This window comes from Flavobacterium channae, from assembly GCF_021172165.1.
GTDB classification, from domain to species: Bacteria; Bacteroidota; Bacteroidia; order Flavobacteriales; family Flavobacteriaceae; genus Flavobacterium; species Flavobacterium channae.
The window spans coordinates 765,001-783,661 of the sequence record NZ_CP089096.1 but is presented as its reverse complement, the minus strand read 5'-3'; the positions used below and the strand labels follow the sequence as shown (position 1 = coordinate 783,661).

Below are 18,661 nucleotides of genomic sequence, written 5' to 3'. Positions count from 1 at the left end.
AAAACAATATTATGGATGATTTTTTATATAAAGACAAAACTTACCAAATTATTGGAGTTCTATTTGAAGTTCATAAAAATTTAGGAAAAGGATTTTCTGAAATTGTATATAAAGACGCCGTTGAATTTGAGTTTCAACAAGCAAACATTCCATACGAAAGAGAAAAAGAATACGTAGTAAACTATAAAAATACTGTATTGAAACATAAATTTTATGCTGATTTTGTAGTTTTTAACGAAATAATATTAGAAATAAAAACAGTCGATTGTTTTAATAATGCTCATTACAATCAATGTTTAAATTATTTGAAAGTTTCAGGAAATGAATTAGCACTTTTAGTTAATTTTAATTCTGTATCACTTGAACACAAAAGAGTTGCACTTTCAAAAAAATAAAAATCTGCGAATCTGCGGTAATAACATGAATTACAAACAACATTTAGAACATACCATATTCAAAATCATATCGCAAGCAGCTCAAGAACTAAATCTTGAATGTTATGTTATTGGTGGTTTTGTTCGCGATATTTTACTTGAACGAGACCACAAAAAAGACATCGACATTGTTGCCGTTGGTAGCGGAATCGAATTGGCTTTGAAAGTTTCCGAATTAATTCCATTTCATCCAAAAGTGCAAGTTTTTAAAAACTATGGAACTGCGATGTTACGCTATGACGACATTGATGTGGAATTTGTAGGAGCTAGAAAAGAATCTTATACACACGACAGCAGAAATCCTCTTGTTGAAAACGGAACCTTAAAAGACGATCAAGAACGAAGAGATTTTACGATAAATGCATTGGCTTTTTCATTGAATTCTGAAAACTTTGGTGATTTAGTTGACCCATTTAATGGTGTGGAAGATTTGAAAAACAAAATCATCAAAACACCTTTAAATCCGGATATCACGTATTCTGATGATCCGTTGCGTATGATGCGTGCCATACGTTTTGCAACGCAATTGAATTTCGAAATCGAATCGGAATCTTTAGAGGCGATTTCAAAAAATAAAGATAGAATCAACATCATTTCAGGAGAACGAATTGTTGATGAATTGCATAAAATTTTAGCTTCTGAAAAACCTTCGATTGGATTTTTACACTTGTATCAAACAGGTTTATTAGATATTATTTTACCGGAATTAACCGCTTTAAATAATGTCGAAGAAGTGGAAGGTCATACTCATAAAAACAATTTTTATCATACTTTAGAAGTAGTAGATAACATTTGTCCAAATACCGATGATGTTTGGTTGCGTTGGGCAGCATTATTACACGATATTGGCAAAGCGCCAACCAAAAGATTCAACAAAAAACAAGGTTGGACGTTTCACGGTCATGAATTTTTGGGTGGAAAAATGGTCAAAAAAATATTTGAACGCTTGCACATGCCTTTGAATCACAAGATGAAATTCGTGCAAAAAATGGTTACGATGAGTTCGCGACCAATTGTAATTGCAGAAGACATTGTGACCGATAGCGCCGTTCGTCGTTTGGTTTTTGATGCAGGCGAAGATATTGATAGTTTGATGACCTTATGTAAAGCCGACATCACTACAAAAAACCCAAAGAAATTTCAGAAATACCACAAAAACTTCGACATTGTAAAAGAGAAAATTGTAGAAGTGGAAGAAAAAGATAGAGTTCGCGTTTTTCAACCACCTATTTCAGGTGAAGAAATTATGGAATTATTTGGTTTAAAACCTTGTAGAGAAATTGGAGTTTTGAAAGAAGCCGTTAAAGAAGCCATTTTAGAAGGTGAAATTCCGAATGAGTATGAAGCAGCAAAAGATTTTGTCCTAAACAAAGCTTCAAAAATGGGATTGAAAAAAGTATAAAAATTATAATATGTTAAAGTGCTTTTCAAATTTGTATTATGTAAATTTGGGGTGCTTTTTGAATATCAAGAAAAATGAAAACAAATAAATCAGTCATTTACTGGCTACTTTCGGGATGTGTTTTGTTATTTATCATGGTAACCGTGGGTGGAATTACGCGTTTAACCAACTCCGGTTTATCTATGACCGATTGGCATTTGATTAATGACACGTTTCCTCCTATGTCAGAAGAAAAATGGGTTGAGGCATTTGAAGAATACAAGAAATATCCCGAATATCAAAAAGTAAATCAATACAAAGATTTTCAATTAGACGATTATAAATTCATTTTCTTTTGGGAATGGTTTCATCGTTTTATTGGTCGTATTATTGGTGTGGTTTTTATTATTCCTTTTATTTACTTCTTAATCAAAAAGAAACTAGACAAAGAAACCATCAAAAAATGTATTATTCTTTTAGGAATGGGTGCTTTTCAAGGATTTTTAGGTTGGTTCATGGTGGCTAGCGGTTTAAAAGACATGCCCGATGTGAGTCATTTCAGATTAGCAATTCACTTAACGTTTGCTTTCATTACATTTGCTTATACGCTTTGGGTGGCTTTAGATTTGATTTACCCAGAAAGAAAATTACCTGTTATTGAATTAAGAAAAATTGCTCGAATTGCTCTAGTAATTTTAATCATTCAAATTATTTATGGCGGTTTTGTTGCAGGTTTAAACGCCGGTTTAATTCATAATCATTGGCCTTTAATGAGCGACGGACAATTCTTCCATGAAAGTATTAAGTTAGAACAATCAAATTTACTTTTATCATTTACTGAAGGAAAAAGTGGCGTTCAATTCATACACCGAACATTCGCTTATGTGGTGGTTGGAATGATTATTTTCTTATTCATGAAATGCAGAAAATTTGTATTAGACAAAACACAAGATAACGGAGTTAAAACGTTGTTGATTTTTGTATTTATCCAATTCCTTTTAGGAATTTTCACCTTGTTATTCCATGTGCCGCTTTGGTTAGGATTAGCACATCAAATCATGGCGTTCTTTTTATTGACTGCCATGACTTTTACATTACATCGATTCACAAAATAAGGTTACCGACTATATTGTCACAGTTCTTTGTTATTAACTTTAAATGTCAAAATTAAACGCTTCGGATAAATTTTTAGATTTGTCTGATTACGGAAGATCTTTTGGAAGATTTTTCGCACTTCAATTAAAAGAAACACGCTTTACTCCTATTCATGTAACGCTTTTATTTGGAATTTCTGGATTATTTGCAATCTATTGTATTTTAAACCAATACTATTTAGCAGCTGGTTTTTTTATCATCTTAAAATCGGGAATTGATGCCGCAGATGGTGAATTAGCTCGATTAAAAAACACACCCTCTTATGTGGGAAGATATTTAGATAGTGTATTTGATATTTTTCTAAATTTCTTTTTTCTTATGACAATTTGCTATGTTTCCAAAACACCTTTTTGGTTAGCCATTTTAGCCTTCATAAGCATACAATTACAAGGAACACTTTACAATTATTACTATGTGATTTTAAGAAACAAATCGATAGGTGGCGATAATACTAGTAAGATTTTTGAATACAAAACACCAAAAGCTTTACCAGGCGAAACTCAAAAAGCTGTCAATATTTTATTTGGAATTTATACTATTGTTTACGGAATATTTGACAAAATAATTCACTTTTTAGACCCTGAAGCATATAAAGTAAAAACATTTCCTAATTGGTTTATGACACTACTTTCCCTTTACGGTTTAGGATTTCAATTATTAATTATTGCCTTTATGTTGCCATTAGGTTGGATTGAATTTATTGCACCTTTTTTCATCCTATATTCCCTTTTGATTTTTGTTCTTATTGGAATTCGAAAAACAATGGTAAATTGATTTCAAATCACAATTTAGATAGGTACAAAAGTTCATTTTTTTTTTAAAAATTCGATTTGATGTAACATTTTGATTGTTCAATCGTTTTATAATTGAACCAAATGACATTTGTATGAAAAACGTCAAAATCCTTCTTACCCTTCTATTTATTTTATCAGTGAATTTTGGTAAGCCTTGTAGCATATACAAAGTGACCAAAAATGGTAAAACAATGGTAGGTTGTAATGAAGATGCTTGGAGAACAACACCTCATATTTGGTTTGAAATTGGAAACAAAAAAGCTCCTTTTGGTGCTGCTTTTACAGGTTCACGATTTGATGGAGCAAATGGTTATGCACCACAATCAGGAATGAATGAGCATGGTTTAGTATTTTCAAGATTAGCATCGTATCATCCTGAAAATAAGAATTCCAATTTCAAAAACCGACTTAAAATAACCAATCCAACACAATATCTAAAAGACATTCTTCATACTTGCAAAACCGTTGAAGAGGTAAAAAAATATATTGAAAAATATGATCATAGTTATTTTTTAGAAGACGTTTTCATTTACGTTGATAAAACCGGAAAATATATTGTGGTAGAGCCTTACAAAATTATTTCGGGTAATGAGGCAAGTTATGTTTTATCTAATTTTTGTCCATCTATAACCTCAAAAGAAGACGCTTTTAAATTAGAACGTTATAAAAATGGTGTCCTATTTTTGAATAACAAATTAGAAACTGATTTGGAATTTTGCCGAAAATTATCCGATACAATGCATGTTTGCAGAGAAAAAATTGGTGACGGAACACTATTAACTTCAATTTGGAATAACACTAAGGGAACCGTGAATTTATACTTCTATCATAGATATGATAAAACTATTCAATTCGATATTAAAGATGAGTTAGCTAAAGGCAATCACATCCTAAAAGTAGATTCTTTATTCCCAAAAAATGAGGAATTTGAAAAATTAGCTTCGTATCAAATACCTCATAATAATGACGCTTTACGTCTATTTTTAGTCTTTTTCGGATTATTCTTTGCTATGAGTTCGGTTTACTTTTTAGTGAATTATGTAAAAAACAGAAAAACCAATAGCTTCAACACAATCAAATTACTTTTAATTCCTTTTGGATTAATTTTATTCTACTATATGTTTGTTTTAAGTACAAATGTGAATATTTTCTACTTTGCTTCACCTTATAAAAGCTCTTCAAGTACATTAATAAGCTTTACTTCTTATTTACCTTATGTACTTTTAGTAGTCATGATTCCGTTAATTCAATTAAATTTAAAACTGATTAAAGAAAAACTCTGGAATACTTTTGCTTTAATTATATTAAGTTTAAACAGTTTGTTGTACCTAATTTTAATTGGATTTTTTGTGTATTGGAGGTTTTATTTTAATTTTTAATTACCCAATCCATTCTTTAAAATCCCCAACTCGTTCTCTTGCTACAATTACCTCATCGTCTTTGTAAGTTGGTAAAATAATTTTCAATCTTGAATTGGAATAGACTTGAATCTCTTTTACTGCTTTTAGTGGAACTATGAATTTACGACTTACACGATAGAATTCTTTTGGATTGATTTCGGCTTCTACAACTTCTAAAGTGGAATCGATTAAATAATCGCGATTGTCTAAAGTGTGAATATAAGTTCCTTTGTTTTCGCTGTAAAAACATTCTACTTCATCAATTGAAATCACTTTTAATTGTTGGCCAATTTTTACTGAAAATCGCTTTTTATATTCTTTTTCCACTGGATTGACTAACATACGCTTAATCGCTTCAAAATCCAATGAAATATTTTGTGCTTGAGTCCTAGCTTTGAATTTATTGACTGCAACTTCTAAATCTTCTTCATCAATTGGTTTCAATAAATAATCGATACTATTTAACTTAAAAGCTCGTAACGCATATTCATCATAAGCGGTTGTGAAAATCACGGCGCTTTTGATATCGATTTGTTCAAATATCTCAAACGACAAACCATCAGACAATTGAATGTCCAAAAAAATCAAATCAGGATGCGGATTATTTTGAAACCATGCAATAGCTTCTTCAACAGAATGCAACATGGTATTGACTTGCAATCCTAATTTTTCAACTTTTCTTTGCAACAAACGTGCTGCTGGTTTTTCGTCTTCAATAATTATTATGTTCATTGTTTTTTTGTTTAAAGTTCCAGTGTGTTGTCTGCTAACTGCGACTGAAAACTGTGACTAATTACTCCCACTTATTCGCCTTCTCTTTCTCCATGAATTCTTTTATCTTGCGTTCCTCCCAGTTTTGTCCCATAATCCAATTCGGCATAAAAACCGAAAGTCCGTGAGCGACTAACCCAATTCCCCAAAAGAAAGCTGTGAAAAAATTTCGTGCTTGAAAATAGCTTTCTCCTTCTTTCAAATCTTGAATATTGATTATCACAATCATTATATTAATGATAACATAAACAATTGCGTGTGTATAAAAGCCTTTAATTTTTTTTACTCGTTTTAAAGCTTCTTGATATTTGATTTCTTCTTGTGTGTTCATTTTATTCATGTTTAAAGTTTTAAGTTTCAGGTTTCACGTTTTAGGTTACATTTTAACTGAACACTAAATACTGAACACTGATTACTAAAATTATTCCCATTTTGTGTTTTTTTCTTTTTCCATTATCTCTTTAATCTTTTTATCATCCCAATCTTTCCCAAAAAACGGAATGATATTAAAAACGCCAACAGCATGAAAAAACAAACCTATGCCCCAACCTAACATAGGCCAATAAAACCAAATGTGTTTAGGTGAAAAATATAAGTTAATGAAAATCAAAACTGGAATAACAACTACATAACTTGCTAAATGCCCGTAAAAACCTTTTAATTCTTTTACTCTTTCTTTTGCTTTGTTGTATTTTTCTATATCAAATTGATTTGCTTCCATGATTATTTCCAGATTTTAGAATTATCGTCTTTATTCATCAATTCGTTTATTTTACGTTCTTCCCAAGATTTTCCATAACCAAAAGTTTCTAAAGCATGAAAGGTTAATCCCATTCCCCAACCTAACATTGGGAACCAAAACCACTGAAAGTTAGACGTTCTTAAATTAATAAAAATCAAAAATGGAATAACAATACAATACGAAATTAAATTGCCATAAAATCCTTTTAATTGTTCTACTTTATCTTTTGCTCGTTGATAAGCTAAGTTTTCGTTGTATATATTTTGTGTTTCCATGATGGTAATTTGTTTAGTTAAAATTGGTAGAAAAATTTTAAACTCTTTCTCGTTTTCTTCTACCAATACTTTTCTTTTGGTTAAAATTCCGTAGCGATTCACTATATTTTGTAATCCTACGCCTTTTCGGTCTTGTAAAACTTCTTTCTTTTGAAGATTGTTAGAAATGACTAATTGACCATTTTCAATACTAATCTTTACATGTAGCGGTTTTGCTTCGCTAACAACATTATGTTTGATGCAATTTTCTAATAACAATTGTAACGATAACGGAACTACTTTGGCTTCTTCGTTATCAAAACCTTCCGGAATTTCAAATGTGATGCTGTTTTCAAATCGCATTTTTAGCAAATTCATGTACGTTTTCGCAAATTGTAATTCTTCTGCCACCGAAACCAATTCCTTATCTTTTTGCTCCAAAACATAACGATAAATCTTTGAAAGCGAAGTAGTAAATTTTTGAGCACTTTCAGGATTTTCCTCGATTAAAGAACTCAATACATTCAAACTATTAAAAAGAAAATGTGGATCTATTTGATTTTTTAAACTTTCAAACTGTGCAGAAGCTGTTCCTGCAATAATTTTTTGTTCTTTGACTTTGTTTTCTTGATATGCTTTGTAAAAGTAAATTAGATGAAAAACAATTGAAACGATAATCGTGATGATCAAACTTACCAAATAATGAGCTTTGTTTTCATTTTCAAAAAAATGGTCAATAGAACTTCCTTCAATTAGCACTTTTATTGAAAAACGAATGAAAAATATACCTAAAATGGTAACAAAAATACTTCCAATAAATCCAATTACAATTCTGTATTTTTTCAAAATTATCAATTTATCCCAATTCAATTTTTGGTTTAAAAAATCAAAATAAGCCGAATTAATGATTGATAAAACTACTCCATAAACAACATAATAGGTAAACTCAGTAACTAAATTAGAATTTAATTTTACAATTCTACCAAAAAAATATTGAATACCAATTATTACAAAAAATAGTACAAATGACACTACTAGCCCTTTGATAATACCTTTAATTAAATAGGAGATTATTTTCATTTTTAATATTATTTACATTTTTCAAACTCAGCTTGCGCTCTATCCAACCCCCAACTTGGGTGCAAAGCGCTTTCTGGCTTAAAAGTAGCAAAAAGTTCGATAGATTTTTCAATTTGAGCACACATTGGTTGTGTATCTTGACCAAAATATTGTGCCATTCCTATTTCAAACGAAGCTTTTTGAAACACAACTCTCGGGTTTTCAGGAGCAATTTTGTATGCTTTGTTTAAAATATACATCACATCTCCCGATAATTTTTGTCCGTTTGTCATAGGATCATAAACTATAGAAGCCGTGTGAATCATTGCTTGCATAACTAAAACCTCTGGATCATCCGTTGCTAACTCGTTACAAATATCCTGAGCTTTTTGAGCAGAATTAATTAAAGATAACATTTTTGTTTTGTTTTTTTCTCCAAAAGCCTGTGTAGTATGTATTAACGCAATGTAATAACTTGGCAACCAATTTGTTTTTTCAACCGAAGCAATTCGTTCTAATTGTGCAACCGCTTCTGCCGATTTTCCTTCTCTCCAAGTTTGAAGAGCCTTTGCCATTCCTTGTTCAAATTGTGTTTGTGCACTTACCACTGAAGCTACAAATAAGGCGATGATAGTGATAATTTTTGTCATGATTAATTTTGTTTAATGGTTAAACTGTTCGTTTTATTTTGATGAAGCAAAGTTGCAACAGAAATCGCACCCATAAAATTGAAACTAACCGAACTGTCATTTTTTGAGGATGAATTGTAGCTATCATAATTTTAATTACTTTTACCAAAATTAGATTCATGGCATACCAAGATATTTTAGAAGGCATATACAATGAAGTCATCCAAATTGAAAACACCGGAAAAGTAGCCGATTACATTCCGGAATTAGCAAAAATTGATTCAAATAAATTCGGAATTGCTTTAGTTGACAAACATCAAACCGTGTTTACAAAAGGCGATGCTTTAGAGAAATTTTCGATTCAGAGTATTTCAAAAGTCATTACGACTTCGCTTATTTTTTCTAAAATAGGAAACGATTTATGGGAACGCGTTGGTTATGAACCTTCAGGGAATTCGTTTAATTCGTTAGTGCAATTGGAAAACGAAAATGGTATTCCAAGAAATCCGTTTATCAATGCTGGCGCTTTGGTTGTTGCTGATTTGATGTTAGAGCATTTTGAAAATCCAAAAGCATTCCTACTTGATTTCGTAAGAGAACTGACCGAAAATCCAAACATCAATTACAATGAAAATGTAGCACAATCTGAAAAAGCTTTTGGTTATAGAAATGCTGCTTTGGTCAACTTCATAAAATCCTTTGGCAACATCAAAAACGAACCCGAAGCAGTTTTAGATTTCTATTATCATCAATGCTCCATTGAAATGACTTGTGTTGATTTAGCCAAATGTTTTCAAGTTTTTGCAAATAATGGCATCATTCCAAAAACTAAAAATAAGTTTCTTACTTCTAGTCAATGCAAACGAATGAACGCTTTAATGCAAATGTGTGGTTTTTATGATCAAGCTGGCGAATTTACATTTAAAGTTGGTCTTCCCGGAAAAAGTGGTGTTGGTGGCGGAGTTGTAGCTATATTTCCTAATCAATACACGGTTGCAGTTTGGAGTCCGAAATTAAATAAAAAAGGAAATTCGTTTTATGGATTGGAAACTTTAGAACGTTTAACAACAAGAACTGAAACTTCAATATTCTAAAATATTATTAACAAATCGCAAAAGCAAAAAAAGTTTCTCATAAATAATAATTACTTTTGCAGTTCTTAAAATTTCAAAGATTATGATTTACAAATTCCGAGTGATTCTCGATGCTGAAGAAGATATTTTTAGAGATATTGCCATTGAAAGCGACAATACATTAGAAGATTTACACAATGCTATTGTTAATGCTTTTGGTTTTGATGGAACTGAGACGGGTTCGTTTTTTACTTGTGAAGACGACTGGACTTGGAATGAAGAAGATGAAATTCCATTATTTGATATTGGTGACGTTCCAGGAGAAATGAAAACTATGGTGGATTTTAAAATCGATGATTTAATGCACCAAGACAATACTAAAATGGTTTATGTGTATGATTTCTTTAGTATGTGGACATTCTTTGTAGAATTAGCAGCAATTGAGGAAGAAAAAGAAGCAGGAGAAAATTATCCAGCTTTATTATTTTCTCACGGCGAATTACCAGCTGAAGCAGGTCAAAGCGGATTGAGAGGTGATTTATCAAATGACGATATTTACGGTGACTTTGAAGACGACTTTGATGATGATGATTTCGACATGTTTGATGGCGACGATAGCTTTGAAGACATGGGGTTTGAAGAAAATTGGAATTAATTAGCCAATGCGCTAATATGGCAATGTGCCAATAATTTAATGTGCCAATATGCCAATACAACAATGAGCCAATTAAGCTAGGTTAATTACCAAATTCTCTTATTCACTAAATTGACACATTGACTAATTCACTAATTGACAAATAAAAAATGATCAACTTATTTAACGCACATATCGAAAACCTATCTATTCATAGAGTAGGAAACAAAAGTAGAAACGAAGCTATTTTCTTATCTGAAAATCCGTACGGATTGAATGATGAAATTATGCCTTTATTAAAAGAATTTTTCTTTAAACCATTCAGAGAAAAAGAAGAAAACTACTTTCAGTTTGCTCATGAAGTAGATTTAGAATATAACGAAATGTTCAATTTTGCTACCGAAGTTTTCAATAACCCTGGCGAAATTCACAACGTTTCTAAAAAAATCACCAAACACCTTTTCGAACAATCAAATCATCCGCACATTAAAAATGGAGAAGTTTATGTAGCTTACTTCAATCACGTTTCTATCGACAATAATGTAGTAGATGCAATTGGTGTTTTCAAAAGTGAATTACAAACCGACTTCTTACAATTTGAAGAAAACGGAAACAACTTAGATATGATTTTACAACAAGGAATCAACTTAAACAAGTTAGACAAAGGTTGTATCATTTTTAATTACAAAAAAGATGAAGGCTATAAAATCTTAACTGTAGATAGCAACCGATACGATGCACGTTATTGGTTAGAACATTTCTTATCAGTTGATGCTTTTCAAGATGAAAACTTCATGACCAAGAAATACTTAAAATTCTGTCAAGAGTTTGCTAAAGAAGTAGTTTTACCAGCCGAAGACAAACAACAAGAAGTTTTATTTATGAACCGTGCCATCAATCACTTTGCTAAAAATGATGAGTTTGAAGAAACGGCTTTCTTAAATGAAGTTATGCAAAATCCTGAGTTCATTCCAGAATTCAAAAATTATAAAGTTGACAAAGGTGCGAAATACAGCATCGAAGACGTTTCAAGCTTTCCTATTGCAAATGCTGCAGTAACAGATGTACGCCGTTCCTTAAAAAACACAATTCAATTAGACACTAATATACAAATCAAATTGGATTTTATCAACCCAGAAAGTGCGGAGAAATTCGTAGAGAAAGGTTGGGACGAAGAAAAACAAATGTATTACTACTTAGTATATTTCAACAAAGAACAAAAAGGCTAAGAAATTAAAGTCAATTAAAAAAACCTCAATTGCAAATCGTAATTGAGGTTTTTTTTGAAAGAACTTTAATAAAATATTTTGTTTAACTTTTTTGATTTTAAATTAAACATTCTATACCTTTGAGAAAAATATTTAGAATCATGGCAAAAAAGAAAGAAATAAACAAAGAAGGTATTTTAAGTTTATACATCGATTATTTCTTAGGAAATAACAAACAACCACAATCAGTTTATTTATTTGCCAAACATGCTGGTTTTGAAGAAAATATGTTTTACAAACATTACTCTTCATTTAACCAAATTGAACAAAATTTTTTCACTTCGCTTTTCGATAATACATTAGAATTATTAGGAAAAAGTGAAGAATTTGCTTCATATGATGCTCGTACCCAATTATTGAGTTTCTATTTCACTTATTTCGAAATGTTAATTGCCAACAGAAGTTTCGTTGTTGCATTGCTGAAAGAAGACAAAAACAAATTGAAAAGTTTGTCAAAATTGAGCGAATTAAGAAAAAATTTCAAACAATTTTACGACACTTTAGACATTGAAAAAATCGATTTAAAACAAGAAAAGCTAATCGAATTTCAAGAAAAAACAATGAGTGAAATGGCTTGGTTTCAATTCTTATTCACTTTGAAGTTTTGGATTGAAGACACCTCAATTTCATTCGAAAAAACCGATATTTTCATTGAAAAATCAGTTAACACAAGTTTTGATTTAATGGAAACTACTCCATTCAAAAGTCTAATTGATTTTGGAAAATTCATGTGGCACGAAATAGGCTCATTTAAAATGTAAGCAAAAACCATATGAAAACAATCGATAGTATTCCAACATCAAAAATTCAAAGAGCATCAAAACTTATTCAAACTGGTGCCAAAGTTGGCGTGAATTATCTCAAATATTACGGCGATAAAATCACCAAAACAGAAGAAGAAGCTAAAGAGTCGCTAAACAAAAACAATGCTGAAGACATTTATGATAGTTTAAAGCAATTAAAAGGAAGTGCTTTAAAAGTGGCTCAAATGTTAAGCATGGACAAAAATATTTTACCAAGAGCTTACGTGGAAAAATTTTCGTTGGCGCAATTTTCAGTTCCACCATTATCAGCGCCATTGGTAAATAAAACATTTAAAAAATATTTTGGAAAACAACCAAACGAAATATACGATACCTTCAATGCCACTTCGATAAATGCGGCTAGCATTGGTCAAGTACACCAAGCTACCAAGGATGGGAAAAAACTTGCTGTGAAAATTCAATATCCAGGAGTGGCAGAAAGTATCAGTTCAGATTTAGCTTTGGTAAAACCAATTGCCATTAAAATGTTCAACATCAAAGGAAAAGATTCGGATAAATATTTTAAGGAAGTTGAAGATAAATTGATTGAAGAAACCAATTACATCAATGAAGTAAAACAAAGTATGGAAATTGTTGAAGCTTGTAACAACATTCCAAACTTAATATTTCCAAATTACTATCCAGAATGGTCTTCAGAAAAAATCATCACGATGGATTGGATGACAGGTGAACATTTATCTGAATTCACCGCTCACAATACCGATGTTGAAAAATCAAATATTTTAGGACAAACACTTTGGGATTTTTATATGTTTCAAATGCACAATTTGAGAAAAGTGCATGCCGATCCACATCCAGGAAATTTCTTAATTACTAAAGACACCAAGTTAGTCGCTTTAGATTTTGGCTGTATGAAAGAAGTTCCGAATGATTTTTATGTTCCCTATTTCGAATTAGCAAAAAAAGAAAATCTAAACAATCCGGAATTCTTTAAATCGAAATTATACGAATTAGAAATATTAAAAAAAGAAGACACAAAAGAAGAAGTGGAATTCTTTACCGAAATGTTTCATGAACTCTTAAGTTTATTTGCACGACCTTTTCATGTGGAAGAATTTGACTTTTCAGATGAAGAGTTTTTTGGTCAAATTGCCGATTTAGGTGAACGCTATTCTAAAAACACCGAATTAAGAAATATGAATGGAAATAGAGGATCAAAACATTTTATTTACATCAACAGAACGTTCTTTGGGTTGTATAATTTAATGCACGATTTAAAAGCTACAAATGTTAAAATTAACAACTTTATTCAATATTAATTTTGCCCCAAAAATTACCTCTAAATCCCTAATCGAGCCATAAGATTAGGGATTTTTTATTTTGTTTAGTTTCAAATTCGTAACAAAACTAATTTTAGTTCGTCTTATCTTTAAATCAAAAAACAAACAAACTTGGAAACTATTTTAAAAATCTCAAATCTTCATAAAAAATTTAGAAAGGTTCATGCGGTAAACAATGTTTCTCTTGAAATTAAAAAAGGTAATGTTTATGGAATTTTAGGACCAAATGGTTCTGGAAAATCAACCACTTTAGGAATTGTTTTAAATGTCGTAAACAAAACTTCGGGCGATTTTTCTTGGTTTGATGGCAGCCTTTCTACTCATGATGCATTAAAGAAAGTTGGTGCAATTATAGAAAGACCTAATTTTTATCCATACATGACTGCGGAAGAAAACTTGAAGTTGGTTTGTAAAATCAAAAACATACCTTTTGATAAAGTCAATGAAAAATTAGAATTGGTTGGATTATTAGACCGAAAAGACAGCAAATTCAAAACGTTTTCTTTAGGAATGAAGCAACGTTTGGCAATTGCCTCTGCCCTTTTAAATGATCCTGAAATTTTAATTTTAGACGAACCTACAAATGGATTAGATCCACAAGGCATTCGTCAAATTAGAGATTTAATTAAAATCATTGCAAACCAAGGAACAACTATACTTTTAGCTTCGCATTTACTAGATGAAGTAGAAAAAGTATGTTCACATGTAATTGTTTTACGTTACGGGGTAACGCTTTATCAAGGAACTGTTGATGAAATGTTAGCAAATGAAGGATTCTTTGAACTTCAAGCGGATAATTTAGAAGAATTGGTTCAAATTGTATCTCAACATCAAGCTGTAGACAAAATTGAAGTTCAAGAAGGAAAAGTTTTAGTGTATTTAAAAGCGCCTTTAGAAGCAGGAGAATTGAATCAATATTTATTTAACAAGAATATTGTTTTAACGCATTTATTAAAGCGCAAAACGAGCTTGGAAGAACAATTCTTAAAACTAACAAACTAACCAACTTAAAATGAAACGATTAATCAATATAGAATTACAAAAAATATGGCTTAATAAAGCGAGTCGTGCATTAAGCATCATATACTTTTTATCACTTTTTTTATTAGCAAGTATCGCACTAATAGAATTTGATTTTGGCCCTTTTAAATTTGAAGCAGCAAAAAGTGGCTTTTTTAATTTCCCTTACATCTGGCATTTTACGACTTATGTAGCTTCTTGGTTTAAATTATTTTTAGCGGTTATCATCGTTTCTATGGTAGCAAATGAATTTAGCTACGGAACATTAAAACAAAATTTAATTGACGGAATGTCTAAAAAAGAATTTTTACTTTCTAAATTCTATACTATTATTTTATTTTCTTCTGTTTCAACTTTACTTGTGTTTGGAATCAGTTTAATTTTAGGTTTAAAATATTCATCTTACACAGAAATTGATATTATTTTTTCTGATATGAGCTATTTGTTTGCTTATTTCTTAAAACATGTAGCATTCTTCTCGTTTTGTTTGTTTTTATCCTTATTAATCAAACGATCTGCTTTTACTTTAGGCTTTATATTTGTTTGGTTTTTAGGCGAAAACGTAGGACATGCTATTTTAAAATACAATATTTTAGGCTACAAACCTCAAGACAAAAACACAGAAGCAATTGATTGGGTTAAAGATGTTTTACCTTTAGAATCGATGTCTAATTTAATTGTAGAACCTTTCACAAGATTGAATTTTGTAAAATCAGTTTCAAATACAGTTGGCGAAACTTTTGAGAAAAATTATCAAGTGCAACCAATCTTTGTTGGAATCGTTTTAGCATGGACAATTATATTTATTTTAACATCTTATTACATTCTTAAAAAGCGCGATTTATAGTATCTTTGCCGATGCTATGCGTACTTTTAAAAACATCATTTCCGTCTTTGTTTTAACGTTTGGATTTCAATTAACAAACGGACAAAATATAACTGTAGATGAAAACTACACAGCACAAGAATTAGTTGAGGATATTTTAATCAACAGTCCTTGTGCTAATGTCTTTAATATAAGTGTTTCAGGTGGTAATTTTGCCACAGGTGAAAAGAGTTTTGGCTTTTTTGATGCAACTGGTACTTCTTTCCCTTTTCAAAACGGAATTATACTTTCGACCGGAAAAATAAACAATGCCCCAGGTCCAAATTCTTATTTATCTGATGATGGCGGAAGTATGGGATGGAATGGAGATCTTGATTTGAATCAGGCTTTAGGATTGAGCAACACTTTTAATGCTACTATTTTAGAATTTGATTTTGTTCCTTTGGGGACAAGTATAAGTTTTGATTACATCTTTTCATCGGAACAATACTTATCAAATCCAATGTCAAATCAGTGTAACTATACTGATGGTTTTGCTTTTTTACTTAAAAAAAATGGTGAGCCTAATTATGAAAATTTAGCAGTTGTTCCAGGAACAAATATTCCTGTTAAAGTAAACACTGTTAGAGGTTCAGGAACCATTTGTCCACAAGCAAATGAAACTTATTTTGATGCATTTAATGGAACAGTACATCCAACAAATTACAATGGACAAACTAAAGTTTTAACAGCGCAATCGAATGTAATTCCAGGGGAAACTTATCATATAAAATTAGTCATAGCTGATGAGGGAAATTATCGTTTTGATTCGGCTATTTTTCTTGGTGGAGGAAGTTTTAATTTTGGAATTGACTTAGGCGACGACCGCTTGATTGCAACAGGAAACCCTCTTTGTCCTGGCGAAACATTAACTGTTGACGCTACACAGGCTGGAGCAACTGGTTACCAATGGTTTCTAAACGGGAATCAAATTCCTGGCGCAATAAATGCGACTTATAGTATTACTTCTGAGGGAGATTATACTGTAGAAATTTATTTTGGTACTACCACATGTTCTCCTCCTTCCCAAATACTAAAAATAGAATATGCGGAAACATTAGTTGTAAACGAAGATACATTTACTGAATGTGACGCTGATGCTAACCAGGATGGAAAAACAGTTTTTGATTTAAATGCAATCAAAAATCAATTGTTTACTAATTTACCTGCCAACTATGTTGTTTCTTTTTTTGAAACACAAACAAGCACTACAGCTTTACCAACAAGCTATACTAATACAACAGCTTTTAGTCAAACCATATTTGCAAGAGTAACCAATATCCAAGGTTGTTACACTGATTATCCAGTTAATTTAACAATCAACACATTTAATGAAATTGTTACTGATGAAACTTTAGGTTTATGCGAAAGCAACAGTTTGATTTTGGATGCTGGTTCTGGATTTACTTCTTACAGTTGGAACACAACTCCAGTTCAAACAACACAACAAATAACCGTAACCACAGCCGGAACGTACACGGTAACATTAACTAATGCTACCAATTGTACAAAAGATAAAACATTTACAGTTGACGCTTCTGGAATTGCAACCATAGACAATATCAACATCAATGATTTCCAAGATAACAATACCGCTACAATTGAAATTTCAAACACAAGTTTAGGAGATTATGAATATTCATTAGATGGCATAAATTATCAAGATTCTCCAATATTTTACCATTTAGAAGCTGGCGAATACACTGTATTTGTTCAAGACAAAAAAGGTTGTGGAATTGTTTTTGAAACCTTTTACATCTTAGATTATCCAAAATATTTCACACCTAATAACGATGGTTACAACGATACTTGGTTCATCAAAAACCTTGATAAAAGAAACCTAGAAAACAGTACAATTACTATTTTTGATCGTTATGGAAAACTCTTAAAACAGCTAACTGGATTAGGTGACGGATGGAACGGAACTTTTAATGGTCAAACACTTCCTGCTACTGATTATTGGTTTGAAATTCAACTTTCTAATGGTAAATCTGTAAAAGGCCATTTTACTTTAAAACGTTAGGCATAATAATTGCAGAATAGGTTACAAAATAATATATTCGCAGTATGATGCAGATACACGAAATTGAAGCTATTAAATCGCTATTAGCTTCACCAAAAAGAATTACAATTATACCTCACAGAAACCCTGATGGCGATGCTATGGGTTCTACTTTAGGATTATATCATACACTAAAACAGCTTAACCATGAGGTTACTGTTATAGCTCCAAATGAATTTCCAGATTTTTTAGCATGGTTACCAGAAAGCAATAAAGTCATGATATTTGAACGTAGTTTTGATACTTGCAAAGCTATTCTAGAAAAATCGGAATTATTATTTACATTAGATTTCAATGCGCTTCATAGAACAGGAGATCAAATGGAAAATGTTTTAAAAACCCTTTCGGCTCCAAGTATAATGATTGATCATCATCAAGCTCCTGATGGTTATGCAACTTATACTTTTTCAGATACCAATTATGGTTCTACTTGCGAAATGGTTTACGATTTTATTCACCAATTAGGTTATGAAAACCTAATCAACAAAACAGTTGCAACATGTTTGTATACTGGGATTGTAACTGATTCAGGAAGTTTCCGTTTCCCAAAAACAACAAGCGCTACTCACAAATGCGTTGCTGATTTAATCGATAAAGGAATTAACAATAGTGAAATTCACAATCTCCTTTTCGATAATTCATCATACAATCGTTTATTATTACTTGGTAAAGCATTACAAAATTTAAAAATGCTTCCAGAATATAAAACTACCTACATTACGTTAACCCAAGACGAGCTTAATGAATTTGGTCATCAAAAAGGAGACACAGAAGGTATTGTAAATTACGGATTAAGTATAAAAGGCATCGATTTTACTGCCATTTTTATTGAAAACAAAGAAGAAGGAATTATTAAAATTTCTTTCCGATCTCAAGGTGATTTTGATGTTAATCAATTTGCTCGAAATCATTTTAACGGTGGTGGTCATATCAACGCTGCTGGAGGAAAATCTTTTTCAAATTTAGAAGAAACTATACAACAATTTATTGCTATTTTAGCAAAAGAAAAAAAATAA

19 protein-coding genes are annotated in these 18,661 nt (G+C 31.1%); 14 read left to right on the top strand and 5 right to left on the bottom strand.

The annotated features are described in order from the left end of the window. Positions 1-11 precede the first annotated feature (11 nt). The 5 genes from LOS89_RS03415 to LOS89_RS03395 all read left to right on the top strand — a co-directional run bounded on the left by LOS89_RS03415 (position 12) and on the right by LOS89_RS03395 (position 5,143). Positions 12-395 (top strand): GxxExxY protein, encoded by a 384-nt coding sequence (locus LOS89_RS03415; RefSeq protein ID WP_231836404.1) that lies wholly within the window; start codon positions 12-14, stop codon positions 393-395. A gap of 25 nt (positions 396-420) precedes the next feature. Continuing rightward, positions 421-1,836, top strand: coding sequence for a CCA tRNA nucleotidyltransferase (locus LOS89_RS03410; protein ID WP_231836402.1), 1,416 nt, complete (start codon positions 421-423; stop codon positions 1,834-1,836). A gap of 74 nt (positions 1,837-1,910) precedes the next feature. Continuing rightward, complete coding sequence (locus tag LOS89_RS03405; RefSeq protein ID WP_231836400.1) at positions 1,911-2,930, top strand: COX15/CtaA family protein; 1,020 nt, start codon at positions 1,911-1,913, stop codon at positions 2,928-2,930. Between the two features lie 43 nt (positions 2,931-2,973). Beyond that, positions 2,974-3,744 (top strand): CDP-alcohol phosphatidyltransferase family protein, encoded by a 771-nt coding sequence (locus tag LOS89_RS03400; protein WP_231836399.1) that lies wholly within the window; start codon positions 2,974-2,976, stop codon positions 3,742-3,744. A gap of 190 nt (positions 3,745-3,934) precedes the next feature. Further along, positions 3,935-5,143: an Ntn hydrolase family protein gene (locus LOS89_RS03395; RefSeq protein WP_231836397.1), complete on the top strand. Its 1,209-nt coding sequence runs from the start codon at positions 3,935-3,937 to the stop codon at positions 5,141-5,143. On the opposite strand, the gene LOS89_RS03390 is transcribed toward LOS89_RS03395, so the two are convergent. From LOS89_RS03390 to LOS89_RS03370, 5 genes are all read right to left on the bottom strand, one after another. Further along, positions 5,144-5,896 carry a LytR/AlgR family response regulator transcription factor gene (locus LOS89_RS03390; RefSeq protein ID WP_231836395.1) on the bottom strand — a complete coding sequence of 251 codons (753 nt, stop codon included), beginning with the start codon at positions 5,894-5,896 and terminating at the stop codon, positions 5,144-5,146. It abuts the gene before it with no gap. Positions 5,897-5,957: 61 nt separating this feature from the next. Next, positions 5,958-6,266 (bottom strand): 2TM domain-containing protein, encoded by a 309-nt coding sequence (locus tag LOS89_RS03385; protein WP_309508559.1) that lies wholly within the window; start codon positions 6,264-6,266, stop codon positions 5,958-5,960. A 90-nt stretch (positions 6,267-6,356) separates the two neighbouring features. After that, a complete protein-coding gene (locus LOS89_RS03380) occupies positions 6,357-6,656 on the bottom strand; it encodes a 2TM domain-containing protein (protein WP_153200192.1) in 300 nt (99 codons plus the stop codon). Between the two features lie 2 nt (positions 6,657-6,658). Further along, positions 6,659-8,011, bottom strand: a complete 1,353-nt coding sequence (locus tag LOS89_RS03375; protein WP_231836391.1) for a 2TM domain-containing protein — start codon at positions 8,009-8,011, stop codon at positions 6,659-6,661. Positions 8,012-8,019: 8 nt separating this feature from the next. Beyond that, positions 8,020-8,640 (bottom strand): hypothetical protein, encoded by a 621-nt coding sequence (locus tag LOS89_RS03370; RefSeq protein ID WP_231836390.1) that lies wholly within the window; start codon positions 8,638-8,640, stop codon positions 8,020-8,022. A gap of 158 nt (positions 8,641-8,798) precedes the next feature. Here LOS89_RS03370 and LOS89_RS03365 point away from each other — a divergent pair, with 158 nt between their 5' ends. The 9 genes from LOS89_RS03365 to LOS89_RS03325 all read left to right on the top strand — a co-directional run bounded on the left by LOS89_RS03365 (position 8,799) and on the right by LOS89_RS03325 (position 18,661). Next, positions 8,799-9,713: a glutaminase gene (locus tag LOS89_RS03365; RefSeq protein WP_231836389.1), complete on the top strand. Its 915-nt coding sequence runs from the start codon at positions 8,799-8,801 to the stop codon at positions 9,711-9,713. An 82-nt stretch (positions 9,714-9,795) separates the two neighbouring features. Next, entirely contained in the window at positions 9,796-10,347 is a 552-nt protein-coding gene (locus LOS89_RS03360; RefSeq protein WP_231836388.1) for an IS1096 element passenger TnpR family protein, read from the top strand. A 149-nt stretch (positions 10,348-10,496) separates the two neighbouring features. After that, positions 10,497-11,555, top strand: a complete 1,059-nt coding sequence (locus tag LOS89_RS03355) for a nucleoid-associated protein (protein WP_231836387.1) — start codon at positions 10,497-10,499, stop codon at positions 11,553-11,555. A gap of 140 nt (positions 11,556-11,695) precedes the next feature. Continuing rightward, complete coding sequence (locus tag LOS89_RS03350; protein ID WP_231836386.1) at positions 11,696-12,355, top strand: TetR family transcriptional regulator C-terminal domain-containing protein; 660 nt, start codon at positions 11,696-11,698, stop codon at positions 12,353-12,355. Positions 12,356-12,366: 11 nt separating this feature from the next. After that, positions 12,367-13,677, top strand: a complete 1,311-nt coding sequence (locus LOS89_RS03345) for an ABC1 kinase family protein (RefSeq protein WP_231836385.1) — start codon at positions 12,367-12,369, stop codon at positions 13,675-13,677. Positions 13,678-13,809: 132 nt separating this feature from the next. After that, a complete protein-coding gene (locus LOS89_RS03340) occupies positions 13,810-14,700 on the top strand; it encodes an ABC transporter ATP-binding protein (protein WP_231836384.1) in 891 nt (296 codons plus the stop codon). A 10-nt stretch (positions 14,701-14,710) separates the two neighbouring features. Then, entirely contained in the window at positions 14,711-15,565 is an 855-nt protein-coding gene (locus tag LOS89_RS03335) for an ABC transporter permease (RefSeq protein WP_231836383.1), read from the top strand. A 16-nt stretch (positions 15,566-15,581) separates the two neighbouring features. Further along, positions 15,582-17,606, top strand: a complete 2,025-nt coding sequence (locus LOS89_RS03330; RefSeq protein WP_231836382.1) for a T9SS type B sorting domain-containing protein — start codon at positions 15,582-15,584, stop codon at positions 17,604-17,606. 44 nt (positions 17,607-17,650) lie between these two features. Beyond that, complete coding sequence (locus LOS89_RS03325) at positions 17,651-18,661, top strand: DHH family phosphoesterase (protein WP_231836381.1); 1,011 nt, start codon at positions 17,651-17,653, stop codon at positions 18,659-18,661.